The sequence below is a fragment of the Nocardia sp. NPDC049190 genome (assembly GCF_040648115.1).
Taxonomy (GTDB): domain Bacteria; phylum Actinomycetota; class Actinomycetes; order Mycobacteriales; family Mycobacteriaceae; genus Nocardia.
On sequence record NZ_JBEZDE010000004.1, the window covers coordinates 108,250 to 132,146 of the forward strand.

Here is a 23,897-nt window from a genome sequence, read left to right on the forward strand (position 1 = left end):
GCCGATGTGAAGGGCGTGTCCGGCACCTGGAAGGGCTTGACCGAGTCGGTCAACGTCATGGCGGACAACCTGACCGACCAGGTGCGTTCGATCGCCCAGGTCACCACCGCGGTCGCGCAGGGTGATCTGTCGCAGAAGATCCGGGTGGATGCCCGTGGGGAGATCCTGGAACTGAAGGACACCATCAATACGATGGTCGACACGCTGTCCTCGTTCGCCGATGAGGTGACCCGTGTGGCCCGTGAGGTCGGTACCGAGGGGCGGCTCGGTGGCCAGGCCGATGTGAAGGGCGTGTCCGGCACCTGGAAGGGCTTGACCGAGTCGGTCAACGTCATGGCGGACAACCTGACCGACCAGGTGCGTTCGATCGCGCAGGTCGCCACCGCGGTGGCCCGCGGCGATCTGTCGCAGAAAGTCACCGTCGAGGCCAAGGGCGAGGTCGCGGTGCTGGCGCAGACCATCAATACGATGGTCGACACGCTGTCCTCGTTCGCCGATGAGGTGACCCGCGTGGCCCGTGAGGTCGGCACCGAAGGCATCCTCGGCGGGCAGGCGCGCGTGCCCAATGTCGCGGGCACGTGGAAAAATCTCACCGACAATGTGAACTCGATGGCGGGCAACCTGACCAGCCAGGTGCGTTCGATCGCGCAGGTCACCACGGCGGTCGCGCGTGGCGATCTGTCACAGAAGATCGACGTCGACGCGCGTGGCGAGATCCTGGAACTCAAGACGACGATCAATACGATGGTCGACACCTTGTCGTCGTTCGCTGCCGAGGTGACCAGGGTGGCGCGTGAGGTGGGTAAGGACGGCCGGCTCGGCGGACAGGCCGAGGTGGAGGGGGTGTCCGGCACCTGGAAGCGTTTGACCGAGAACGTCAACGAACTGGCGGGCAACCTGACCCGTCAGGTGCGTGCCATCGCCGAGGTCACCAGCGCGGTCGCGACCGGAGACCTGACCCGCTCGATCGCGGTCGAGGCGAAGGGCGAGGTCGCCGAACTCAAGAACAACATCAACTCGATGGTGCAGTCCCTCCGTGAAACGACTCGCACCAACGAACAGCAGGCATGGCTCAATACCAACCTGGCGCGGATTTCCGGACGTTTACAGGGGCACCGCGATCTCAGCGCCGTCGCCCAGTTGATCATGAACCAGCTCACTCCGCTTGTCGGCGCGCAATACGGCGCGTTCTTCTTCATGGAGTCGGAGCAGAAGCCTGCCCAGCTGCGGCTGATCGCGGGGTACGGGCGTAACGAAGACGGCACCGTATTCGAGCTCGGACAGTCGCTGGTCGGACAGGTGGCGCTGTCCAAAACGGCGATCGTGGTCGACCGGACGCCGCCGGACTATATCGAGATCTGCTCCGGTCTCGGCGGTGCACGGCCGGTCAACCTCATTGTGTTGCCGATCGTGTTCGAGGACCAGGTGCTCGGCGTCATCGAACTGGCCTCTTTCAGCCGGTTCACGGTCGTACAGCAAGATTTTCTCGAACAGCTGATGGAGAGCATCGGCGTGAATGTCAATACGATAATGGCCAGTGCACGCACCGACTCCCTGCTCGAAGAATCTCAGCGACTCGCGGGAGAGCTCCAACACTCCAACGCGGCTCTCGAAGAAAAAGCGGAATTGCTCGTCCGACAGAACCGTGATATCGAAATAAAGAACTTCGAAATCGAACAGGCCCGGCGCGAAATAGAGGAACGAGCGCAACAACTCGCGCTGGCATCGAAGTACAAGTCGGAATTTCTCGCGAACATGTCGCACGAGCTGCGCACGCCGTTGACCAGTCTGCTGATTCTGGCGGGCATCCTGACGCAGAACTCGACCCGGAATCTGACCCCGAAGCAGGTCGAGTTCGCCAACGTGATCCAGTCCGCCGGTAGAGATCTTCAGCAGTTGATCGACGACATTCTCGATCTGTCCAAGGTCGAGGCGGGGAAGATGGAGATGCAGAAGGAGCCCGTTCCGCTGCGGGAATTGCTGGAGTACGTGCAGACGACTTTTCAGCCACTCACCAGCCAAAAAGGCCTCGAGTTCGATATCGATGTCGAACCGGCCGTTCCCACCCATATCGACACCGATGAGCAGCGGCTACGCCAGGTACTGCGCAATTTGCTGTCCAATGCGGTCAAGTTCACCGAGAAAGGCATGATCCGGCTTCGGGTGCGGCGGCTGGACAACCACATTGCGTTCTCCGTGAGTGACACCGGGATCGGTATCGCCGAGCAGAATCTGGAGACCATCTTCTCCGCCTTCCAGCAAGCCGATGGCACCACCAGTCGGCGATACGGCGGCACCGGTCTCGGCCTGTCGATCAGCAGACAGGTGGCGAATTTGCTGGGTGGTGAGATCCGGGCCGAAAGCCAGTTCGGTGTCGGCAGCACGTTCACCCTCTACTTGCCGGTGACGACACAATCGGAGGTCACCGTCGATGCGACACGGTTGACGTCCATGGAATGTTCGGTGCTCGTGGTAGAGGACCACGGCGATAGACCGCTGACAAAGCTCGTTCGTGAGATCGTTCCGGCGCTGGCGGACACCGCGGGACCGGTCCGTATCGATTCCGTCGGTACCGCCGAGAAAGCGCTGGATATGTTGCTTTTCTGTCCATACCGGTGCGTCTTGCTCGACGCGAGCCTGCCGAGTGCGGCTGCACCGGAGTCGCTACGCGGGCTTCGCGAGGGCACCCAAGCACGAAGTATTCCGTTGCTTGCGTATCCGGTCCATGAGCTGGAGCCTGACCAGGAACGGCTGACCGAGACAGTTGCCCGAAAACATCGGGTCGACCTGCTGGCGTCGCAGGATGAGTTTCGCGAACGGTTCATCCTGGTGCTGACTCATCCGCACCGGACGAAGCTCGAAGCGCCGGCCCACCGCAGGGGGCAGCTCAGGCTGACGGGGCGCAAGGTCCTCATCGTCGATGACGATGCGCGCAATGTCCTGGCGCTGGTAGGACTGCTGGAACTGAACGGGATGTCCGTCGATCATGCGCCCAATGGCCGCAAGGGTATCGAGATGTTGCGGGCCGATCCGGATGTCGACGTGATCCTGATGGACGCGATGATGCCGGAGATGGATGGTTACGCCACCACCGCGGCGATACGGAAGATGCCGCGCTTCGACCGACTCCCGATCATCATGGTCACCGCCAAGGCCATGTCAGGCGATCGGGAGAAGAGTTTGGCCTCCGGCGCCACCGACTACATCACCAAACCCGTCGACGCCGACGAACTCCTGGACTGCATCGACCGCTGGTTGCAGGCCGTCGAGCAACCGAGTGCCGAATCGGCCGGATAGCCGATCTCGGGTTCGGGAATGGGATCTGCCTCGGGCGACCTTCGCCTGCGGCGCTGGTATAGCAGCGTGTGCTCGCCGGACGTCGACTTCGCGCGGCTGCGTCGGTCGCGTTCAGTTCGCCCCCGGTGTGGACGATAGCAGGGCCAGCAGCGTGGCCAGGCACATCGCAGGCCCGTGCGGCACGGTGATCCGGTTGCTCGAGCGGTGGGCGGTGGTTGGTGTTACCACACGCCGCGCGACCAGCACGACCACCGCGAGGCTTGCCGTGAGTGCTGGTGCGCCGAGTGCCGCCCGCACCCACGCCTGGGCGCCACCCAGCGCGGCGGCGGCTCCGAGCCCCGCCGCGAGCTTCACATCGCCGGCGCCGAGCGCCGTGGGGGCGCTCAGGTGCATCAGCAGATACGCCCCCGAAAGGAGTGTCGCGCCGAGTACTGCGACAGTGAATTGCCTTGTAATCAGGGCATATCCGAGAATCGCCAGCGCACCGGGGCCGGTGAGAGTGTTCGGCAGTCTGCGCTCTCGAAGGTCGTACATGGTCAGTGCGGCACACCAGGCGGCGAGCGCGGCGAACACGAGCGGGGGCATGCCTCCCACTCTGGCCGAATTCGACGCCGGACATCCGGGCACCACCGAAATGTGCACAACCGGTCCGGATGTGAACAGCGACTGATCAGCAGTACATCTCCCGCGCATGGAAATTGCCCGGCGCCAACGCATCCTGTCCGGCGCGCCGCAATCCGACCGGTGGGCTGCGGGTGGATCGGGAGCGCCGGCAGGTGTTGCTCGTCGACCCGTGGTGCGTCGGCGGTAGCTTTGAGGTATGTGTGCTGATCACGTTAGCCACGCGCCCGACTACGCGGCGCGACGTGGCGCGCTGCGGAGCTTGCTGGTGGAAAACGGGGTGGATGGTCTGCTGGTCACCGATCTGGTGAACATCAGGTACCTGACCGGGTTCACCGGGTCCAACGCGGCGCTACTTGTGCATTCCTGGGAAACACGCAACGCCGAGGACCGCACCGTGATCGGCACCGACGGGCGGTATCGCACCCAGGTCGCCGAGCAGGTTCCCGACCTGCGAGCCGAGATCGCGCAGGCCACCGCACGCCGGATCGTGGAACTGGCGGGCGAGTGGCAACTCGGCCGGGTCGGCTTCGAGAGCCAGGTCGTCACGGTCGACCAGCACCGCGGCTTCGTCGAGCAGCGCACCGGCCTGGAGTTCGTCGCCACGCCGGGACTGGTCGAGCAACTTCGGATGGTGAAAGACGCCCACGAGGTGGAGCAGTTGCGGGCAGCGTGCGCGGCGGCCGACGCGGGTCTTGCCGCGCTGCTCGAACGCGGTGCGCTGCGTCCCGGGCGCACCGAACGCCAGGTGGCCAGGGACCTGGAATGGGCCGTGTTCGAGAACGGCGCCGAAGGGATGTCGTTCACAACGATCGTGGCGACCGGCGCGAATTCGGCTGTCCCGCATCATCGCCCTACCGAAGCCGTGCTCGCCGCGGGCGATTTCGTCAAGCTGGACTTCGGCGCGGTGGTCGGCGGTTACCACTCCGACATGACCCGTACTTTTGTGCTAGGTACGCCGACGGAGTGGCAGCGGGAGGTGTATGCGCTGGTCGAGGAGTCGCAGCGGGCCGGACGCGAGGCGCTGCGACCCGGGGTGAAGGTCGCCGATGTCGACGCGGCGTCGCGGTCGGTGATCGAGGCAGCCGGGCACGGCAAGCTGTTCGTGCACAGCCTCGGGCACGGCGTCGGACTACAGGTCCACGAAGCGCCGGGAATCGCGAAAACGGGAACCGGTACACTTCTGTCTGGCGTGGCGGTGACCGTCGAACCAGGTGTGTACTTTCCCGGCCGCGGCGGGGTCCGGATCGAGGACACGCTCGTGGTGCGTGAAGGGGGCCCGGAGCTGCTCACCCACACCAGCAAAGACCTGACCGTCGTCGAGTGACGCCGGTCTGCCCGAAACCGAGCGGTAGAACGAGGAGATCCGAGGACAGTGGCGGACACCAGCGACTTCAAGAACGGGCTTGTGCTGAAGATCGACGGTCAGCTCCAGCAGATCGTCGAGTTCCAGCATGTGAAGCCGGGCAAGGGCCCCGCATTCGTGCGGACCAAGCTGAAGAACGTCGTGTCCGGCAAGGTGGTCGACAAGACCTTCAACGCCGGTGTGAAGGTGGAGACCGCCACCGTCGACCGCCGCGACATGACCTACCTGTACCACGACGGTTCGGACTACGTCTTCATGGACGGCCAGACCTTCGACCAGATCTCCATCTCCGAGGAGACGATCGGCGACGGCGCCCGCTTCCTGCTCGAGAACATGACCGTACAGGTCGCTACGCATGAGGGCGAGCCGCTCTACGTCGAGCTTCCGGTGTCGATCGAGCTCGTCGTGCAGCACACCGATATCGGCTTGCAGGGCGATCGCTCCACCGGCGGCACCAAGCCGGCCACCCTGGAGACCGGCGCCGAGGTCCAGGTCCCACTGTTCATCAACACCGGCGACAAACTGCGGATCGACTCGCGTGACGGTAGTTACCTCGGCCGGGTCAACGCCTGATCGCCGGGTACGGCGACCGGGATCTGTGACAGTGGCAGAACAGGACAAGAAGTCCACGTTCAAGAAGCTCGGCGCGCGGCACAAGGCCCGCCGTCGCGCGGTCGACCTGTTGTTCGAGGCCGAGGCCAGGGATATCGACGCAGCCGACCTGCTCGACGAGCGGTCCGAGTTGGCCTCGCACGACCAGGCGGTCGCGCCGGTGCACGCTTACACCCGCACACTGGTCACGGGTGTGGCCGACGACTTGGACCGGGTGGACAACACCATCGAGTCCTATCTGCAGGACTGGACGTTGTCGCGGCTTCCCGCCGTTGATCGCGCTATTCTGCGGATCGCGGTGTGGGAGTTGTTCCACGCGGGGGACGTCCCTCCGATCGTCGCCGTGGACGAGGCGGTGGAGCTGGCCAAGGAGCTGTCCACCGACGACTCTCCCTCGTTCGTCAACGGCGTGCTCGGCCAGGTGGTCCAGGTGGCGCCGCAGGTACGCGCAGCGGCGGCGGCGACCCGCGCCCCGCGCGACGAGCCGGAAACGTGAGCACGTACCTCGTTCTGGTGATGCGCACGCCGCACTTCGACGCCGCCGTGATCGAGCCGCACCGGCAGTTTCTCCGGTCGCTGCGCGAGCGTGGGCAGTTGCGGGACAGCGGTCGCTTCACCGACGGCACCGGCGGCGCCTACGTTATCTACGCCGAAAACCTGGACGCCGCACGGGCAATCGCGTTTACCGATCCGGTGCACACGACCGCCTCCTCGGAACTCACCGTTCACGAGTGGGAAATCACCACGCCGCACTGACCGTTGTCGGTCTCGGCGCTGGTCCCGGCTATCCCACGAGCAGCAGCGTCGTGACCGAGCCGGTTGTGGCGACGGCGGCGAGGACGAGGCCGGTGAGCAGGAACCGCGACCTGGGGACATGCACGTGGTGAGTCCGGCAGAACTCCAAGCACAGCAGCGTGGCCAGCGACGCCCACGGCGTGACGATCGGGCCGATATTCGTGCCGATCAGCAGGGCGAGCAGCTGGTTCTGGTTCGCTGCGGGGACCACCGCTTCCCCCGCGGTGTAGGCGGGCAGGTTATTGGCGACATTGGCGAGGGCGGCGCCTGCCGCCGCCGCCCGGTAAGCCCCTGCGGCGCCGGCGTCGGTGCCGATCAGGGCGTGCATCAGATCGGCGAGCCCGAACCGGCTCAGCGTGGGCACCACCAGGAACAGCCCGACCACGAAGACGAGCAGCTGCCACGGGATGAGGGACAGCCGGAGTGCGCGACGATCGAAGACGGCGAATGCCAGCACCGCGATAGCTGCGGCGAGCGTGGCTGCGATCCCGATCCGGTCGCCGACGACCGGGATCGCCAGGATGAACAGCAGACATGCCCCCGCGGTGGTGCCCATCAGCGCGCGTTCGCGGAAGTTTTCCGGGCGGATCGGCTCGGGCGGCACATAGCGTTCTGTCGCGCGTCGCCCGCGCCGCCAATACCAGACCCACAGGCACACCATGGTCGCCGCGAGCGAAACCAGCTGTGGCGCCCACATCCTCGCGGCGAACCCGGTCGCGGTCAGTGCCACCCGGTCGGCGGCGAGCAGATTGGTGAGGTTGGACACGGGCAGCAGCAGGCTCGCGGTGTTCGCCAGCCATAGCGTGGTCATGGCCAGCGGCAGTGGTGGAATTCGGGCGGGCGCGGCGAGTGCCAGCATGACGGGCGTGATCAACACGGCCGTGGTGTCGAGGTTCAGCAGGATCGTGGTGGCCGAGGCGAACAGCACACACAAGAAGAACAGCGCCGGGTAGTAACCGCGGCCGAGGATCGCCAGACGATGGGCGATGACGTCGAACACCTTGGCCTGCCTGGTGAGCTCCGCCAACACGATCACACTGCCGAGGAATAGCAGCAGCGGGCCGATGCGGCGCATGTTCGCGGCGGCTTCGGCACGCGGCAGCAAGCCGGTGAGTACGCACAGCAGTCCGGCCAGCAACAATGCGAGTCGGACCCAGTCGAGGACACTGAGCCGTCGCCGCGAGCACGACGGCGTCGTGGCAGGCGAGGACAGTTTCCGTTCGAGGGAGTCGACGGGTTCGGGCACGCTGCCATTCTGGCAGCAATGCCATCCACCCCTTGATTGTTGGGGCTGGGCGTTCGCCTCTTCGACCGACCGCAAGCGTCGCGTCCGGTCGCCGGTGTTCCGCTGTCCGATGGACCCGGGTCACCGACGGTCGCATGGGCTGCCAGATTGAGAGACAGATGGGATTACTATCGCAACGTTGCTATCGGGAGGAAGTGGGAGCCATGGCCGCGAACGAGCAGACTCCGATGGATGTCCGCACGGCGGAGGAGGCGTGGGCGCTGTTCGATCGTCTGCCTGCGGTACGGATCGACGAGATCACGACGGGGCGATGGCGTGGTGACGAACTACACACCGGGCACCCGTTCGACGGCGTTCTGGTGGCCTCGGGGTGGTACGGCAAACAGTTCGACGGTCCCGACAGCGTGCATCCGCTGCTGTTCACCGCGGGCGGCACCGTGTTCGCGGTCGATCCGCGTCGCGTTCCGCTCACCCTGGCCGGGCGGGTGCCGCTGTCCGGAGTGCGCGTCGCGCGCAGGTTGCTGGCCTACGTCCGCCCCGCGCTGCGCGCCCACCGACCCGCAGCGCGACTGCGTCACGTCGAATACCGCGGCGTCACCAGTACCGCGATGGTGTACGACCACCTGCCGATCATCGATCACTTTCGTCGTGCGGACGAGCACACCGTGCTGGGGGTGATGGATATGCGCGGGATTACCCAGCCGTACTTCTTCCTCCTGCACCGGGAAAACGGCTGAGTATCCCGCGGGTCCGGACCGCGGTTCTCGATCCAGGTCCGGCGCGGCGCGCCCCGCACTAGTATTCGCGCAAACAGGCGACACCTTGCGGCGATGCGGCGACCGAGGGAGGGACAGTCGATGGAACGCACGACATGCCTTGTGGTCGGTGGCGGTCCTGCCGGCATGATTCTCGGACTGCTGCTGGCTCGCGCTGGCGTCGATGTCACCGTGCTGGAGAAACACAAAGACTTCTTGCGCGACTTTCGCGGGGACACCGTGCATCCCACCACCCTCGACCTCCTCGACGAACTCGGTCTCGGGGCCGAGTTCGCGAAGCTGCCTGCGCGCAAACTGGATCAAGTGCAGTTGCCGACCGCGGCAGGGGTGCAGACGTTGGTCAGCCTCCGAAACCTGCCGGGCAAGCACAAATACATCGCCATGGTGCCGCAGTGGGATCTCTTGGATCTGCTCGCGCGCGCCGCGGAATCGGAGCCCACCTTCCGGCTGCGGATGTCCACCGAGGCCACTGACTTGATCTGGATCGACGGCAAGGTGGCCGGCGTCGGCTACCGGACCGCCGACGGCGCCACCGGCACGATCGAGACCGAGCTCACGGTGGCCTGCGACGGACGCGGTTCAGTGCTGCGATCGGCGGCGGGACTGCCGACCCGGAAGTGGCTCACACCGATGGACGTGTGGTGGTTCCGTCTGCCACGCACCGACATCGACCCGGCGGGTGCGCTGCCGCTCGTCACCGCCCATCGTGCGGCAGTCCTACTCGACCGCGGCGACTACTGGCAATGCGCGACGCTGATCGCCAAGGGCGCCGACAAGGCGGCCCGGAGCGGACCGGTCCAGGACATCATGCGTGTCATGGTCGACGCCGCGCCCTGGCTCGGGGACCGCGTCGACGCGCTGACCAGCTGGGACGAGGTGAAGCTGCTGGAGGTGAAGCTCGACCGCCTGACCAGGTGGTACACCAACGGCCTGCTTTGCCTCGGCGACGCGGCCCACGCCATGTCTCCGGTCGGTGGTGTCGGCATCAACCTGGCCGTGCAGGACGCCGTGGCGGCGGCCCGAGTTCTGGCCGCGCCGCTGCTGTCCGGCGCGGTCGGTACCAGGGATCTGGCGAAGGTGCAGCGGCGCAGGACCTTTCCCACTGTCGTGACGCAGGGCATGCAGCGCTTCCTGCACGCCGTGGCGATCGCCCCGGCGCTCGATGGACGAATCGACATCGCGACCGCCCCGCGGGCACCGCTGGCGGTCCGCGTCTTGCGTCGGATCCCCGTATTGCGCGATGTCCCAGCGTTTCTCGTCGCTCGCGGCGCGCTGCCGGAGCACGCGCCGGATTTCGCTCGACGTCCCTGACTCGGCCACTCGCCTCGCGTGCCCAGCTGTGTCGGCTGCTTCGGACCGTGCGTGACTATCTCGAGCCAGCGGTACCGAATGCTGAATCAGGCGGTGTGGCAACCCATCCCGTGACAACCGCCATGCCGGTCGGTCGATGCACCGCGAGAAAACCGAATGGCCGGTCGAATATCGCGGACACGACGGTCGCGCGATGCCGTCGCAGTGGGGCGCTGGCCGCCCGCAGGGTGAACGTGGTCATCGCGGCGGCCTCGAAGCCTTCGTGGGTGAACCGGGCGAGGACCTCTTGAACTCCTTGGCCGACACACAGCGGCAGGGGGGAGATGGCCGGAAAATGACCATGGGTGCAGTCGCTCGCGGTGGCCAGCCCGAACAATCCGGCTCCGGCCAACAGGTCATGCGTGGATCGAATCTCGAAGGGCGGCACCTGGATTCGTAGCTGGTCGGAATTCGACATGATCGACTCCGTACGCACGGTCAGTCCGGGTGCTTCGGTGCCGACCGGCAGATCGGTGCGGATCGGCACCGCATCGGCCAAGGCCGCCAGCCCCGTGTCGAGTACGGCGTCCGGCGTGCCCGCGCCGATCAGCAGGTGTACATCGAGGTCGGCGACGCCTTCGACGACGACGCGGGTGACGGGCTGTGGCGCGTCCAGAATCGCGGCGTTCGTCGGATCGTTGCTCGTCCGCGCCAACCCTGGGCCGCGATGTCCCTGCCACGGACCATTTTTCGGCATCAGCGTCCCGACCTCGAAGGGGACGCGCCACCGGGTCTTCGCGACAAGGGCGGTGGCGAGGACCAGTAACGCGTCGGGATTTACCTCGAGCGGGAATCGCTCGATGAGTCCGTCGGTATGCCGGGCTGCCCAGGCGTCGAGCACATCCTGCCCGGCCAACCGTGCGATGGTTCCGGCGGGCAAACGATCCGACCACTCCTCGTGTAATGGAAGGTCACGACGTACCCAGATGCCGAGCGCCGCGGAGACCGCCTCGGCGCGTTCGAGGTCTCGCAGCAACCCCAGCGCCGCGTCCTGGCCGGTCTGGATGGGTACGCCGATCGCGGCCGCCAACTCGTCTCGCGCCGGGCCCGCCGCCGCCGACGCGAGCAACGCCAGCAATGGGTACACCCCGGCGCCGGAGACCACGAAGTCATCCGCGCGCACCTGCGCACACCATCGCGCTGTGAGAGCGTTGGCCGCGCTGACATGGGATTGCAGCGATGTCCGCATTACACCCACCCTACGACCCCGCCGACCCGGCACCCTCGCAGCGGGCCGAGACGCCGCCTTTCGGTCCGATGGTGTGGTCTTATCGTCGACTGGGCTCCGGCCGCAGCACGATCTTGCCCAGCGGTACGCGATCCTCCACCAGTCGGTGCGCCTCGCTCGCCTGGTTCAGCGGCAGCACCGCCTCGACCAGTGGGACCAATCCGCCGTCGGCCGTGTGGGCCAGAACCGCGGTGCGCGCCGCGGCGACTCGGCTGAGCCACGCGGGTCCGGCACATCCGGTGAAGGTGAGTCCGCGCATGGTCAGATCGGTCGCCGACACCTGTGCCGGCACGCCGGACAGCCAGCCGTATCCCAGCATTCGCCCGCGCGCGGGCGTCATCAGGTCGAGTAGGTCGAGTGCGGTCGTGCCGCCGATCGAATCGAAGACCACGTCGAGGGTCGCATCGGCGAGAACTTCGCTCAGCCTCGCCGTCCAGGCCGGGTCGTTGTGGTCGATCACCTCATCGGCGCCCAGTTTCCTGGCCTGCGCTACCTTCCCCGGACCGCCGGCCGTGGCGACAACGCGGGCCGCGCCGTAATTCTTGGCCAGCTGAGTCAAGGCGCTGCCGACGCCCGTTGCCCCCGCTTGGATCAGGACGGTCTCGACGCCGGTGAGCGCGGCGGTTTCCAGCAGTGGGATCGCCACCGACCCGTTCATCAGCACAGCCGCCGCGTCCACCGAGGACAGTCCGTCCGGAATGGGCACCACGGATTCCGCTGGTGCGGCAACGAACTCGGCGTAGGCGCCGAAGCCCGTGGTGCTAACGACGACACGCTGTCCGACCAGCGCGGGATCGATATCGATCCCTACCTCGGTGACCACGCCTGCCGCCTGGAACCCGAACACCAGCGGCGGCGGTGCGGCGAGTGGGAACTCACCGGAGCGCAGTCTGGTCTCCGGGAACAGCACGGGGATTGCCTCGGTGCGGATCACCACCTCGGCCGCGGCCGCTTGCGGGGCCGGGACCTCCCGCGCGACCAGCACATCCGGTCCGCCGGTGTCCGTCATTACGATTGCCTGCATTGCACACTCCATAAGTTGACTGATGGTCCATTTAGGTGCATGCCGAACGATATGGACCGTTGGTCAACTTGTCAATGAAAGCGGGCGTGATGACCGACGGAAGGCCGAAGGAACGGGCGGATGCGGCGCGCAACCGCCGCGCGATCCTGGAGGCGACCACGGCATTGCTCGCCGAACACGGCGCCGAGGCGATCACCATGGAGCGGGTGGCGGCCGCCGCCGGGGTAGGCAAAGGCACGATTTTCCACCGTTTCGGCAGTCGCGCCGGACTGCTGCATGAAATGGTCGCCGAGAGCGCGCTCACTCTCATGGATTCGATCACCGGCGGCCCGCCGCCGCTGGGCCCAGGCGCCCCCGCCGCCGCGCGCTTGATCGCGTACTTCGACGCGATGGCACGGTTGGTGGTCGACAATTCCGAGCTGATGGTCGCCTATCGCACGGTGCCACCGCATCCGCGAACCGCGGAGTTCCATGCGTTCTGGGACAACCACATCGTCGCGCTGCTGCGCGAGGCGCGGCCGGATCTCGATGCCGAGGTGGTCGGTCGGCTGCTGCTCGGAACGCTCAGTGGCGAGCTGGTGGCGCGCATGGTCCGTGCCGACGAGACCGACCGGCTGCTGGCCGGTGTCCGCGAGTTGGTCGAATCGGTGGTTCGCGCGCGGTGATCGCCGCCACGAGCGCGGCGCTCGGAGCGTTGATCACCTGGTGGACGAGGAACTGCAGCCAGGCGCTGTCATAGCGCGATCGCGGACAGCGCTGCGACGAATCGCTCGCGCAGATTCCGTGCTTCGTGTCGACCGGTGATCACTCCCGCGCCAGGATGGCGTCGAAACGTTCGTCCGCGCGCCCGAGCTGTTCGAGAATGTGCTGTTTGACATGATCGACCAACGGCGTGTCGGCCCGGGTGACCAACTCGCGGTAGACCTTGGTGAGCGGGCGATACTTGGCCGCGAGTTTGTGCATGGTCGGACCGGTCGCATACAGGATGCCGACACCGTTGTCGGTGAAGTCGGAGAGCTTGATGATCCGCGCCCACGGGTTATGATCCAGGTTCGCGGCGACATGTTCGCGGTACTGGACCTGTCGGTCGATCGACGGATCGGGTTCGGGGTTGGTCACCGCGGCGACGAGATCGGAGACTCGCGCGCCGAATCGTTCGGTGAGCGCTCGCAACGCGGCGGGGACGGCGGGACCGTCCCGGCCCGCGGCCAGCTCGGTCGCATGGTCTTCGACCGAATCATGCAGTAGTCCGGCGGCGACCACGTCCGGGTCTCGGATTTCGTAGTGGCTGATGATCCGAATCGCCACACGGAGGAGATGATTGAGATACGGTTCGCGTCCGTAGCGATCTTCGCGGTGCAGATCGGCTGCCACATCGAGCGCGGCGGCGAGCCGCGCCGGATCGGGCAACCCATCGATCTCCAACAACAGTCGGTCACGCAGCCCCGACTCGCCGTAGACCTCGCTGATCGTGTGCAGCGGCATCACGGCCAAGACTCCCGCCCCGGGATTGCTCATGCTGCCAATCTAACCGCGCCAGGTGGCATACGACATCCGGTTCGGAACGAACTACCGCACGCCACGCGGGCGGAACTGGATGCTGATGCGCGGGCCGGCGGGTCTGCGCGTCTTCGGTACGGCGTGCTCCCACGTCCGCTGACATGAACCGCCCATGACCAGCAGATCGCCATGTCCCACAAAGAATCTGCGGCTCGCCCCGCCGCCGCGGGGACGCAGCATCAACGCTCTCGGCGCCCCGATCGACACGATGGCGACCATGGTGTCGCCGGTCGCGCCCCGGCCGACGGTGTCGCCGTGCCACGCGACGCTGTCACGCTCGTTCCGGTAGTAGCACAGCCCAGCCGTTCGGAACGGTTCGCCGAGCTCGCGGTGGTAGTGGGTGCTCAACGCCGCGCGCGCCGCGGCCAGTGCCGGGTCGGGCAGCGGTTCGTGCTCCTCGTAGAACTTCACGAGCCGGGGTACGTCGACCACCCGGTCGTACATCGGCCTTCGCTCGGCTCGCCACGGCACGTTGTCGACCAGCCGATCGAACAGCGCGTCCGCGCCGGCGAGCCATCCCGGCAGCACGTCCACCCAGGCGCCGCGGTCGAGCCCGGTACGGCGCATCCGGCGCAGCGACCCGAGTTCGGTGTCACCGAATCCGTCGAGCAGCGATCCCTGCAGTGGTGTCGACATGTCGTCGAGCGTAGCGCCGATCGAACATATGTGCTAGTTGATTGCGGCCGGCGTCGTGCGCGGCCCTCAGGTGATGGTCGGCGCCAGCCGTGAACGGAGGGGTGGTGCGGCCCATATCGCGGTCGTGGTCCTGCTCACAGGGTGATATGCCTGGGTAACGCACGGGAAAGTTCGCTGTTACGCTGCTGCCCGTAAGACATCCTTTAACGGACCGTCCGGTGAGGCGGGGAAGGAGGTCGGCATGGCTGTGCCCGAACAGCGGGCCGCCAAGTCCGGCGCTGCCGAGAATTCGCAGCGACACACCCCGGAGTGGGTAGCGGCGGGGCGGGAGCTGTTGTCGCCGTCGGATGTCGGCCGGACCATCGCGCGCATCGCGCACCAGATCATCGAGAAGACCGCGCTGGACGCGGGTGAGCCGGACGCTCCTCGCGTAGTGCTGATCGGCATTCCTACCCGGGGCACCACCCTGGCCGCGCGGCTCACCGACAAGATCGAGGAGTTCTCGGGTGTACGCCCGGCGCTCGGCTCGCTCGACATCACCCTCTACCGCGACGATCTGCGTAGCCGCCCGCATCGTCCGCTGGAACGCACCTCGGTCCCTGAAGGCGGCGTCGAGGACGCGCTCGTCGTCCTGGTCGACGATGTCCTGTTCTCCGGCCGCACCGTCCGCTCCGCGCTCGACGGTCTACGTGACCTCGGCCGTCCGCGCGCCGTGCAGCTCGCGGTACTGATCGACCGCGGCCATCGCGAACTGCCGATCCGCGCCGACTACGTCGGCAAGAACGTGCCGACGAGCCGGTCCGAGGACGTCTCGGTGCTGCTCACCGAGCACGATGGTCGCGACGGCGTCTACCTGCACCAGGAGGAGGCGTGATGTGCCACCTCCCCATGGTGTCGCCGGGCGCGGTGGTCCAGGTGGCCACGGAGGTACGGGCGTGAGGCATCTGCTTACCGTCGCCGGCCTGGATCGTGCTGCCGCGACCGAACTACTCGATGAGGCCGAGCGGTTCGAGCAGGCATTGCTCGGGCGCGAGGTGCACAAGCTGCCTACGCTGCGCGGACGCACCGTGATGACGGTCTTCTACGAGAACTCCACCCGCACCCGGGTGTCGTTCGAGGTCGCGGGCAAATGGATGAGCGCGGATGTGATCAACGTCAGCGCAAGCAGTTCGTCGGTCTCCAAAGGCGAATCCCTGCGCGACACCGCGCTGACTCTGCACGCCGCGGGCGCCGACGCGCTGATCGTGCGGCACCCGGCCTCCGGCGCCGCACACCAGATCGCGCGCTGGATGGACGAGTGGGCGGTCTCGGCGGGACGCGCCGGCGGCCCGGCGATTGTCAACGCGGGCGACGGCACTCACGAGCACCCGACCCAGGCCCTGCTGGACGCGCTCACCCTCCGGCAGCGGTTGGGTGACATCGAAGGCAAGCGGGTCGTCATCGTCGGTGACATCCTGCACAGTCGGGTCGCCCGGTCGAACGTCTTCCTGCTGGCCACGCTCGGTGCCGAGGTGGCTCTGGTCGCGCCGCGCACGCTGCTGCCGGTCGGTGTCGAGGCCTGGCCCGCCCGTGTCTCGCACAGCCTGGACGCCGAGTTGATCGGCGCCGACGCGGTGCTGATGCTGCGGGTGCAAGCGGAGCGGATGAATGGCGGGTTCTTCCCGTCGGCCCGCGAATACTCGATCAACTATGGATTGTCCGAGCGCAGGCTGGCCCTGTTGGACGACCACGCCGTCGTGCTGCACCCCGGCCCGATGCTGCGCGGCATGGAGATCGCGTCCTCGGTCGCCGACTCCGCGAAAGCCGCTGTGCTGCAACAGGTGACCAATGGCGTGCACATGCGGATGGCGGTCCTGTTCCGTCTGCTCGTCGGGACACAGGAGGCCCTTGTATGAGTGTGAACACCACGGTGCTGATCAAGGGCGTACTGCTCTACGGCCAAGGCGAACCGGTCGACGTACTGGTCGCCGACGGTGAGATCCGCCGGATCGGCACCGATCTGGGCGTCGAGGATGCCGAGATCATCGATGCACCGGGACAGATTCTGCTGCCCGGCTTCGTCGACCTGCACACCCACCTGCGCGAGCCGGGCCGCGAGGACACCGAGACCATCGAGTCGGGTTCCGCCGCCGCCGCGCTCGGCGGGTACACGGCGGTATTCGCGATGGCCAACACCACTCCGGTCGCCGACTCGGTCGTCGTCACCGACCACGTATGGCGGCGCGGACAGGAAGTCGGCCTGGTCGACGTGTATCCGGTCGGGGCGGTCACCGTCGGGCTGGCGGGCGAGCAACTCGCCGAAATGGGCACGATGGCCGCGGGTGTCGGCGCGGTACGCATGTTCTCCGACGACGGCCACTGCGTCTACGACCCGCTCATGATGCGGCGCGCTCTCGAGTACGCGAACTCGCTCGGCGTGCTCATCGCCCAGCACGCGGAGGAGCCGAGGCTGACCGAGGGCGCCGTCGCGCACGAGGGCCCTACCGCCGCCCGGCTCGGCTTGGCGGGCTGGCCGCGCGCGGCCGAGGAGTCGATCGTGGCCCGCGACGCGCTGCTGGCCCGGGACGCGGGCGCGCGGGTGCACATCTGCCACGCTTCCACCGCCGGGACCGTGGAGCTGGTGAAATGGGCCAAGTCTCAGGGCATCTCGATCACCGCCGAGGTCACCCCGCACCACCTGCTGCTGGACGACTCCCGGCTGGAGACCTACGACGCGGTCAACAAAGTCAACCCGCCGCTGCGCGAGGCATCCGACGCCGCCGCGCTGCGGCGGGCACTGGCCGAGGGGATCATCGACTGCGTCGCCACCGATCACGCCCCGCATGCCGAGCAGGACAAGTGCTGCGAGTTCGCCGCGGCCCGCCCCGGCATGCTCGGGCTGGAGACCGCACTGTCGATCATCGTGCGGACCATGGTCGAGCCCGGACTGCTGGACTGGCGCGGCGTCGCGCGCGTGATGAGCGAGCGCCCCGCCGAGATCGTCGGCCTCGACGAGCACGGCAGGCCGCTCGAGGTCGGCGAACCGGCCAATCTCACGCTGGTCGATCCGGCCGCCACCTGGACGGTGCGCGGGGCCGAACTCGCCAGCATCTCGAACAACACGCCCTTCGAAGCGATGACGTTCCCGGCCCGGGTGACCGCGACGCTGCTGCGCGGCCGGGTGACCGCCCGTGCGGGCATGGTGGTGGGGAATCGTGCGGAGGTGTAATCGTGCGGAGGCAGGGATGAGCGATCGGGCCGGTGCCGCGCACCGAACCCCGTCGGGTGCGGGTGTCTCGCGGAATACCGCCGGGCATCGGGAGCGTCGCGGATCGAGCACAGGAGGTTCGTGAGTGGAAAGAACACTGTGGGTGGTCGGCTTGCTGGCGCTGTTCCTCGGATGCCTGTGGCTGATGTATCGGGGATGGCAGAACCGCGCGGCGCGGCAGGCGGCGCGGATCGGTGAACTGCCCGCTGCGCCTGCCGAACTCGGTGCGCAGGTGGTGGAGCCGACGACCGGTCTCTATCTCGGCAGCACTATCGCGCCCAGCTGGCAGGACCGGATCACGGTGGGTGATCTGGGTTTTCGGGCCACAGCGGAACTCACGCGATTCGAACGAGGAATTCTGCTCGAACGCCACGGCGCGACGCCGCTGTGGATTCCGCAGGAATCCATCGTGGCGGTGCGCACCGAGCGCGGCCACGCGGGCAAGGTGATGACGGAAAACGGTGTGCTGGTCATTCGCTGGAAGTTGCCCACCGGAACCGACATCGATACCGGTTTCCGAGGTGACGACAAGTCGGTCTACCCGGCATGGACGCAGGATCCGACAGCGGATCAGACCAGGACGACAACGGGAGATGATGAGGGATGACAGCTGAAGCAGCGCTCGTGCTGGAGGATGGCCGGGTGTTCCGCGGTCAGGCCTACGGCGCGGTCGGCCAGACGCTCGGTGAGGCGGTGTTCTGTACCGCGATGACCGGGTACCAGGAGACCCTCACCGACCCGTCCTACCACCGCCAGATCGTGGTGGCCGCGGCACCGCAGATCGGCAACACCGGGTGGAACGACGAGGACGACGAGTCTTCGAAGATCTGGGTCGCCGGGTACGCGGTGCGCGATCCCGCCCGGCGCGCGTCCAACTGGCGCGCCACCACGACCCTGCCCGAGGAACTCGAGCGCCAGCAGGTCGTCGGTATCGCGGGTATCGACACCCGCGCCCTGGTGCGCCACCTGCGTACGCGCGGCTCGATGAAGGCAGGCATCTTCTCCGGCGCCGCCCTCGCCGCCCTCGACGAGCTGGTGGCCAGAGTCAATGGTCAGGCTTCTATGCTCGGCGCCGACCTGGCTGGCGAGGTGAGTACCGACACGCTGTACACGATCGAGCCGGACGGCGAGCACCGGTGCACTGTCGTCGCGGTCGACCTCGGCATCAAGACCAACACACCCCGCATGTTCGCCCAGCGCGGCATGCGGGTGCATGTCGTGTCGTCGAATACACCGCTGGACCAGATCCTGGAGTTGAACCCCGACGGCGTCTTCCTCTCCAACGGCCCCGGCGACCCGGCCACCGCCGACGGCGCGGTCGCGCTGACCCGCGGCGTGCTGGAGCAGGGACTCCCGCTGTTCGGTATCTGCTTCGGTAACCAGATCCTCGGCCGGGCGCTCGGCCGCGACACCTACAAGATGAAGTTCGGCCACCGCGGCATCAACATCCCGGTCGTCGAGCACGAGACCGGCCGGATCTCGATCACCGCGCAGAATCACGGCTTCGCCCTGGAGGGCGAAGCGGGTGAGCGATTCGATACTCCGTTCGGCACGGCCGAGGTGAGTCACATCTGCGCCAACGACGGCACGGTGGAGGGCATCCGGCTGGTCGACGGCCGCGCCTTCTCGGTGCAGTACCACCCGGAGGCCGCCGCCGGCCCCCACGACGCCGCATATCTGTTCGACCGTTTCGCCGGTCTCATGGAAGGAGCCTGATGCCTCGCCGCGAGGATCTCGAGCACATCCTGGTGATCGGCTCTGGCCCGATCGTGATCGGCCAGGCGTGCGAATTCGACTATTCCGGTACGCAGGCGTGCCGGGTACTGCGGGCCGAAGGTCTGCGGGTGTCGCTGGTGAATTCCAACCCGGCGACCATCATGACCGACCCGGAGTTCGCCGATGCGACGTACGTGGAACCGATCACGCCCGAGTTCGTCGAGAAGGTGATCGAGAAGGAGCGGCCCGACGCCATTCTCGCCACCCTCGGCGGGCAGACCGCGCTGAATACCGCCGTCGCGTTGCACGAGCGTGGCGTACTCGCGAAGTTCGGTGTCGAGCTGATCGGCGCCGACTTCGAGGCCATCCAGCGCGGTGAGGACCGGCAGAAGTTCAAGGACATCGTCGCCAAGGTGGGTGGCGAGAGCGCTCGGTCGCGCGTCTGCTTCACCATGGACGAGGTCCGTGAGACGGTTGCCGACCTCGGCTTCCCCGTGGTGGTGCGGCCGTCGTTCACCATGGGTGGACTGGGTTCGGGCATGGCCTACAACGACGAGGACCTCAACCGCATCGCGGGCGGTGGTCTGGCCGCCTCACCGACGGCGAACGTCCTCATCGAGGAGTCGATCCTCGGCTGGAAGGAGTACGAACTCGAGCTGATGCGCGATGGCCGCGACAATGTCGTGGTGGTCTGCTCGATCGAGAACGTGGACCCGATGGGCGTGCACACCGGTGACTCGGTCACCGTCGCCCCGGCCATGACGCTCACTGACCGCGAGTATCAGAACCTGCGAGATCTCGGCATCGCGATCCTGCGCGAGGTGGGTGTCGACACCGGCGGGTGCAACATCCAGTTCGCGGTGAACCCGGAAGACGGCCGGCTGATCGTCATCGAGATGAACCCGCGCGTCTCGCGGTCCTCCGCGTTGGCGTCCAAGGCGACCGGCTTTCCGATCGCCAAGATCGCCGCCAAGTTGGCCATCGGCTACACGCTGGACGAGATCGTCAACGACATCACCAAGGAAACGCCGGCCTGCTTCGAGCCGACGCTGGACTATGTGGTGGTCAAGGCGCCGCGGTTCGCCTTCGAGAAGTTCCCGGGCGCGGACCCCACGCTGACCACGACCATGAAGTCGGTCGGCGAGGCGATGTCGCTGGGCCGCAACTTCGCCGAGGCGCTCGGCAAGGTACTGCGCTCCTTGGAGACCAAGGCCGCCGGCTTCTGGACCCAGGACGACGGCGACTGGACCGACGCCGAGGCCATCCTCGCGGATTTGCGGACCCCCACCGAGGGTCGGATCTATCAGGTCGAGCGGGCGCTGCGCCTGGGTGCGAGCATCGAGGACGTCGCCGCGGCCTCGGGTATCGACCCGTGGTTCGTCGCGGAGGTGGCTGGTCTGGTCGATCTGCGCGACGAGGTCATCGACGCGCCGGTGCTGGACGAGCCGCTGCTGCGCCGTGCCAAGCACTACGGCCTGTCCGACCGTCAATTGGCCGCGTTGCGGCCGGAACTGGCGGGGGAGTCCGGTGTGCGCGCCCTGCGACACCGGCTCGGTGTGCGCCCGGTCTTCAAGACCGTCGATACCTGCGCCGCCGAGTTCGAGGCCAAGACTCCATATCACTACTCGGCCTACGAGCTCGATCCCGCGGCCGAGTCCGAGGTCGCGCCGCAGCGCGACCGCGAGAAGGTGATCATCCTCGGCTCCGGTCCGAACCGGATCGGCCAGGGCATCGAGTTCGATTACTCGTGTGTGCACGCGGCGCAAACGCTGTCGCAGGCGGGGTACGAGACGGTGATGGTCAACTGCAACCCGGAGACCGTCTCCACCGACTACGACACCGCCGATCGCCTCTATTTCGAGCCGCTGACCTTCGAGGACGTGCTCGAGATCTATCACGCCGAGAGCGAGTCGGGCCGGGTCGCAGGCGTCATCGTGCAGCTGGGCGGCCAGACCCCGCTGGGGCTTGCGCAGCGGTTGACCGAAGCGGGCGTCCCGGTCGTCGGCACCAGCGCCGCCGCCATCGACCTGGCCGAGGACCGCGGCGAGTTCGGCGATGTGCTGGTCGCGGCCGGGCTCCCCGCGCCGAAGTACGGCACGGCGACCACTTTCGCCCAGGCCAAGAAGATCGCCGCGCAGATCGGCTACCCGGTGTTGGTACGCCCGTCCTACGTGCTCGGCGGACGCGGCATGGAGATCGTCTACGACGAGGACTCCCTGGAGGGCTACATCTCTCGTGCGACCGAGCTGAGCCCGGAGCACCCGGTGCTGGTCGACCGGTTCCTGGAAGACGCGATCGAGATCGACGTCGACGCGCTGTGCGACGGTGACGAGGTCTATCTCGGCGGTGTGATGGAGCACATCGAAGAGGCCGGCATCCACTCGGGCGACTCCGCCTGTGCGCTGCCGCCCATCACCCTGGGTCGCAGCGATATCGAGGCGGTGCGCCGTTCCACGGTCGCGCTGGCCAAGGGCATAGGTGTCAAGGGCCTGCTCAACGTGCAGTACGCGCTCAAGGATGACGTCCTCTACGTGCTGGAGGCGAATCCGCGGGCCAGTCGGACCGTTCCGTTCGTGTCCAAGGCGACGGCGGTGCCGCTCGCCAAGGCCGCCGCGCGGATCATGCTCGGCGCGACCATTGCCGAGCTGCGCAAAGAAGGCATGCTGCCGAGCGAGGGAGACGGCGGGCACGTCCCGCTGGACGCCCCGGTGGCGGTCAAGGAGGCGGTGCTGCCCTTCCATCGGTTCCGTCGCGCCGACGGTTCCGGGGTGGATTCGCTGCTGTCTCCGGAGATGAAGTCCACCGGCGAGGTGATGGGCATCGACGCCGATTTCGGCACCGCCTTTGCCAAGAGTCAAGCCGCCGCCTACGGCTCGTTGCCCACCGAGGGCACCGTGTTCGTCTCCATCGCCAACCGGGACAAGCGCGCGATGGTCTTCCCGGTGAAGCGTCTGCACGACCTCGGCTTCCGCATTCTCGCTACCGAGGGCACGGCGGAGATGTTGCGTCGCAACGGAATTCCGTGCGAGCAGGTGCGCAAGCACTCGGAGGAAGGGCCCGCTGACGAGCCGACCATCGTGGAGCAGATCCGCGACGGGGAGATCGATATGGTGTTCAACACCCCGTACGGCAACTCCGGTCCCCGCGTGGACGGTTACGAGATCCGCAGCGCCGCCGTCGGGGTGGACATCCCGTGCATCACCACCGTGCAGGGCGCGGCAGCCGCGGTCCAGGGCATCGAGGCCACCATCAACGGTGGTATCGGGGTGCGTTCGCTGCAGGAGCTGCACGCGGTGCTGCGTGGGTGAGTCGCGGGAGGAGGCGAGCGAGCGGGCGCCCTTCGGCGAGCGGTTGCGCCGTGCGATGCGACAGTTCGGCCCGGTGTGTGTCGGTGTCGATCCGCACCCGGAACTGCTGCGGGCCTGGGGGCTGACCGAGGATGCGGCGGGGCTCGAGCAGTTCGCCGAGATCTGCGTGGAGGCCTTCGACGGCCGGGTCGCGCTGATCAAACCGCAGGTCGCGTTTTTCGAGGCCTACGGTTCCGGCGGGTTGGCCGTGCTGGAGCGGACCATCGAGGTGCTGCGCGCCTCGGGGACCCTGGTGCTGGCCGACGCCAAGCGCGGCGACATCGGCTCCACCATGGACGCCTACGCTCGCACGTGGCTGGCCGACGGCCCGCTCGGCTCCGATGCCGTCACGGTCTCGCCGTACCTCGGATTCGGTGCGCTGGCACCGGCTTTGGCGCTCGCCGAGGTCAACCACCGCGGCGTCTTCGTGCTGGCGGCCACCTCGAATCCCGAGGGGGCGCAGGTACAGCGCGCAACTACGGCGAATGGGCGAACCGTCGCCCAGACCATGGTCGACGAGGCCGCCGCCCGCAACGCGGACGCCGAGTTCGGTTCGGTCGGCGTGGTGGTGGGCGCCACACTGACGGCGGCGCCGGAGTTGTCCGGGCTCAACGGTCCGATCCTCATGCCCGGTGTCGGCGCACAGGGCGGGGGTCCGGAAACGATCCGTGCACTGGTCCCCGAGTCGATGCTGCGGGCTGTGGTCCCGACCGTCTCGCGCGAGGTGCTGCGGGCAGGACCGAGTGTTCCGGCGCTACGGGCCAGCGTGGCAGCACTCCAGGACGGGTTCGGTTTCCTGGAGAAATGACCGAGGGTCGGCGCCGCGGCGCCGACCCTCGGTCATTGATCGGACCGGGTCCGTGTTCGCGGACAGTCGACGCGCGCCCGCGGGGTCCGTAGCGGGGCCTGTGCGCCACTCTGCGCCGATTTCAGGGCTCCGGGGTGTACCGGGATGGGTGAATCGCCTCGGGACCGGCGTACAGGGCAATTCGTACTACGTCCGGTACCCCGATTTCGGGTGCATCGACGATCCGCGACGCCCGACACGCGCCACCAACTCGCGACACGCAGAAATT

The 23,897-nt window shown here is 67.2% G+C and carries 21 protein-coding genes; 15 read left to right on the plus strand and 6 right to left on the minus strand.

What is annotated here, in order from left to right; genetic code table 11:
* Positions 1-3,297: HAMP domain-containing protein (locus tag AB0B25_RS05835; protein ID WP_357175291.1), on the plus strand; the 3,297-nt coding region annotated here is incomplete at its 5' end.
* A 111-nt stretch (positions 3,298-3,408) separates the two neighbouring features.
* Here the strand turns inward: AB0B25_RS05835 and AB0B25_RS05840 are convergent.
* Entirely contained in the window at positions 3,409-3,882 is a 474-nt protein-coding gene (locus AB0B25_RS05840) for an A24 family peptidase (protein WP_357175293.1), read from the minus strand.
* Positions 3,883-4,117: 235 nt separating this feature from the next.
* Here AB0B25_RS05840 and AB0B25_RS05845 point away from each other — a divergent pair, with 235 nt between their 5' ends.
* Genes AB0B25_RS05845 through AB0B25_RS05860 form a run of 4 tightly spaced genes read left to right on the plus strand, consistent with a single transcriptional unit; the run spans position 4,118 to position 6,652 of the window.
* A complete protein-coding gene (locus AB0B25_RS05845) occupies positions 4,118-5,245 on the plus strand; it encodes a Xaa-Pro peptidase family protein (RefSeq protein WP_357175295.1) in 1,128 nt (375 codons plus the stop codon).
* Between the two features lie 48 nt (positions 5,246-5,293).
* A complete protein-coding gene (gene efp / locus AB0B25_RS05850; RefSeq protein ID WP_357175298.1) occupies positions 5,294-5,857 on the plus strand; it encodes an elongation factor P in 564 nt (187 codons plus the stop codon).
* Positions 5,858-5,888: 31 nt separating this feature from the next.
* A complete protein-coding gene (gene nusB / locus AB0B25_RS05855; RefSeq protein ID WP_357175301.1) occupies positions 5,889-6,392 on the plus strand; it encodes a transcription antitermination factor NusB in 504 nt (167 codons plus the stop codon).
* Positions 6,389-6,652: a YciI family protein gene (locus AB0B25_RS05860; RefSeq protein ID WP_357175304.1), complete on the plus strand. Its 264-nt coding sequence runs from the start codon at positions 6,389-6,391 to the stop codon at positions 6,650-6,652. Before nusB ends, AB0B25_RS05860 begins: the two co-directional genes overlap by 4 nt.
* 28 nt (positions 6,653-6,680) lie before the next feature.
* On the opposite strand, the gene AB0B25_RS05865 is transcribed toward AB0B25_RS05860, so the two are convergent.
* The gene (locus tag AB0B25_RS05865; RefSeq protein WP_357175306.1) at positions 6,681-7,937 is read right to left on the minus strand and encodes an SLC13 family permease; all 1,257 of its coding nucleotides are present in this window, start codon (positions 7,935-7,937) and stop codon (positions 6,681-6,683) included.
* A gap of 203 nt (positions 7,938-8,140) precedes the next feature.
* Here AB0B25_RS05865 and AB0B25_RS05870 point away from each other — a divergent pair, with 203 nt between their 5' ends.
* Positions 8,141-8,674 (plus strand): DUF4334 domain-containing protein, encoded by a 534-nt coding sequence (locus AB0B25_RS05870; protein WP_357175309.1) that lies wholly within the window; start codon positions 8,141-8,143, stop codon positions 8,672-8,674.
* 120 nt (positions 8,675-8,794) lie between these two features.
* Positions 8,795-10,024, plus strand: a complete 1,230-nt coding sequence (locus tag AB0B25_RS05875; RefSeq protein ID WP_357175311.1) for an FAD-dependent oxidoreductase — start codon at positions 8,795-8,797, stop codon at positions 10,022-10,024.
* Between the two features lie 55 nt (positions 10,025-10,079).
* On the opposite strand, the gene AB0B25_RS05880 is transcribed toward AB0B25_RS05875, so the two are convergent.
* Both AB0B25_RS05880 and AB0B25_RS05885 read right to left on the minus strand, forming a co-directional pair.
* Complete coding sequence (locus tag AB0B25_RS05880; protein WP_357175314.1) at positions 10,080-11,252, minus strand: serpin family protein; 1,173 nt, start codon at positions 11,250-11,252, stop codon at positions 10,080-10,082.
* A gap of 79 nt (positions 11,253-11,331) precedes the next feature.
* Positions 11,332-12,315 (minus strand): zinc-binding dehydrogenase, encoded by a 984-nt coding sequence (locus tag AB0B25_RS05885; protein WP_357175316.1) that lies wholly within the window; start codon positions 12,313-12,315, stop codon positions 11,332-11,334.
* Positions 12,316-12,404: 89 nt separating this feature from the next.
* Here AB0B25_RS05885 and AB0B25_RS05890 point away from each other — a divergent pair, with 89 nt between their 5' ends.
* The gene (locus tag AB0B25_RS05890) at positions 12,405-12,980 is read left to right on the plus strand and encodes a helix-turn-helix domain-containing protein (protein ID WP_357175320.1); all 576 of its coding nucleotides are present in this window, start codon (positions 12,405-12,407) and stop codon (positions 12,978-12,980) included.
* 139 nt (positions 12,981-13,119) lie between these two features.
* Here the strand turns inward: AB0B25_RS05890 and AB0B25_RS05895 are convergent, their stop codons facing one another.
* Complete coding sequence (locus AB0B25_RS05895) at positions 13,120-13,833, minus strand: HD domain-containing protein (protein ID WP_357175323.1); 714 nt, start codon at positions 13,831-13,833, stop codon at positions 13,120-13,122.
* Positions 13,834-13,884: 51 nt separating this feature from the next.
* A complete protein-coding gene (locus AB0B25_RS05900) occupies positions 13,885-14,511 on the minus strand; it encodes an alpha-ketoglutarate-dependent dioxygenase AlkB (protein WP_357175326.1) in 627 nt (208 codons plus the stop codon).
* A gap of 241 nt (positions 14,512-14,752) precedes the next feature.
* Between AB0B25_RS05900 and pyrR the strand changes: the two genes are divergently transcribed.
* From pyrR to pyrF, 7 genes are all read left to right on the plus strand, one after another.
* Positions 14,753-15,385, plus strand: a complete 633-nt coding sequence (gene pyrR / locus AB0B25_RS05905) for a bifunctional pyr operon transcriptional regulator/uracil phosphoribosyltransferase PyrR (protein WP_357175329.1) — start codon at positions 14,753-14,755, stop codon at positions 15,383-15,385.
* Between the two features lie 61 nt (positions 15,386-15,446).
* A complete protein-coding gene (locus AB0B25_RS05910; protein WP_357175331.1) occupies positions 15,447-16,406 on the plus strand; it encodes an aspartate carbamoyltransferase catalytic subunit in 960 nt (319 codons plus the stop codon).
* Positions 16,403-17,719 (plus strand): dihydroorotase, encoded by a 1,317-nt coding sequence (locus tag AB0B25_RS05915; RefSeq protein WP_357175334.1) that lies wholly within the window; start codon positions 16,403-16,405, stop codon positions 17,717-17,719. The genes AB0B25_RS05910 and AB0B25_RS05915 overlap by 4 nt, the downstream gene beginning before the upstream one ends.
* 124 nt (positions 17,720-17,843) lie before the next feature.
* On the plus strand, positions 17,844-18,365 hold the full coding sequence (locus AB0B25_RS05920) for a transporter (RefSeq protein WP_357175337.1): 522 nt from the start codon (positions 17,844-17,846) through the stop codon (positions 18,363-18,365).
* Complete coding sequence (gene carA / locus AB0B25_RS05925; protein WP_357175340.1) at positions 18,362-19,474, plus strand: glutamine-hydrolyzing carbamoyl-phosphate synthase small subunit; 1,113 nt, start codon at positions 18,362-18,364, stop codon at positions 19,472-19,474. Before AB0B25_RS05920 ends, carA begins: the two co-directional genes overlap by 4 nt.
* Positions 19,474-22,782 (plus strand): carbamoyl-phosphate synthase large subunit, encoded by a 3,309-nt coding sequence (carB, locus tag AB0B25_RS05930; protein ID WP_357175343.1) that lies wholly within the window; start codon positions 19,474-19,476, stop codon positions 22,780-22,782. Before carA ends, carB begins: the two co-directional genes overlap by 1 nt.
* Complete coding sequence (pyrF, locus tag AB0B25_RS05935) at positions 22,775-23,629, plus strand: orotidine-5'-phosphate decarboxylase (protein WP_357175345.1); 855 nt, start codon at positions 22,775-22,777, stop codon at positions 23,627-23,629. Before carB ends, pyrF begins: the two co-directional genes overlap by 8 nt.
* Positions 23,630-23,897: the final 268 nt, after the last annotated feature.

What these genes read in the sequence shown, in the direction of transcription:
- AB0B25_RS05880 (WP_357175314.1), bottom strand. Translation starts at nt 11,252, where the DNA reads ATGCGGACATCGCTGCAATCCCATGTCAGCGCGGCCAACGCTCTCACA.
- carA (WP_357175340.1), top strand. Translation starts at nt 18,362, where the DNA reads ATGACAGCTGAAGCAGCGCTCGTGCTGGAGGATGGCCGGGTGTTCCGC.
- AB0B25_RS05890 (WP_357175320.1), top strand. Translation starts at nt 12,405, where the DNA reads ATGACCGACGGAAGGCCGAAGGAACGGGCGGATGCGGCGCGCAACCGC.
- AB0B25_RS05845 (WP_357175295.1), top strand. Translation starts at nt 4,118, where the DNA reads ATGTGTGCTGATCACGTTAGCCACGCGCCCGACTACGCGGCGCGACGT.
- carB (WP_357175343.1), top strand. Translation starts at nt 19,474, where the DNA reads ATGCCTCGCCGCGAGGATCTCGAGCACATCCTGGTGATCGGCTCTGGC.
- pyrR (WP_357175329.1), top strand. Translation starts at nt 14,753, where the DNA reads ATGGCTGTGCCCGAACAGCGGGCCGCCAAGTCCGGCGCTGCCGAGAAT.
- AB0B25_RS05875 (WP_357175311.1), top strand. Translation starts at nt 8,795, where the DNA reads ATGGAACGCACGACATGCCTTGTGGTCGGTGGCGGTCCTGCCGGCATG.
- AB0B25_RS05885 (WP_357175316.1), bottom strand. Translation starts at nt 12,315, where the DNA reads ATGCAGGCAATCGTAATGACGGACACCGGCGGACCGGATGTGCTGGTC.
- AB0B25_RS05900 (WP_357175326.1), bottom strand. Translation starts at nt 14,511, where the DNA reads ATGTCGACACCACTGCAGGGATCGCTGCTCGACGGATTCGGTGACACC.
- AB0B25_RS05840 (WP_357175293.1), bottom strand. Translation starts at nt 3,882, where the DNA reads ATGCCCCCGCTCGTGTTCGCCGCGCTCGCCGCCTGGTGTGCCGCACTG.
- AB0B25_RS05915 (WP_357175334.1), top strand. Translation starts at nt 16,403, where the DNA reads ATGAGTGTGAACACCACGGTGCTGATCAAGGGCGTACTGCTCTACGGC.
- AB0B25_RS05895 (WP_357175323.1), bottom strand. Translation starts at nt 13,833, where the DNA reads ATGAGCAATCCCGGGGCGGGAGTCTTGGCCGTGATGCCGCTGCACACG.
- AB0B25_RS05870 (WP_357175309.1), top strand. Translation starts at nt 8,141, where the DNA reads ATGGCCGCGAACGAGCAGACTCCGATGGATGTCCGCACGGCGGAGGAG.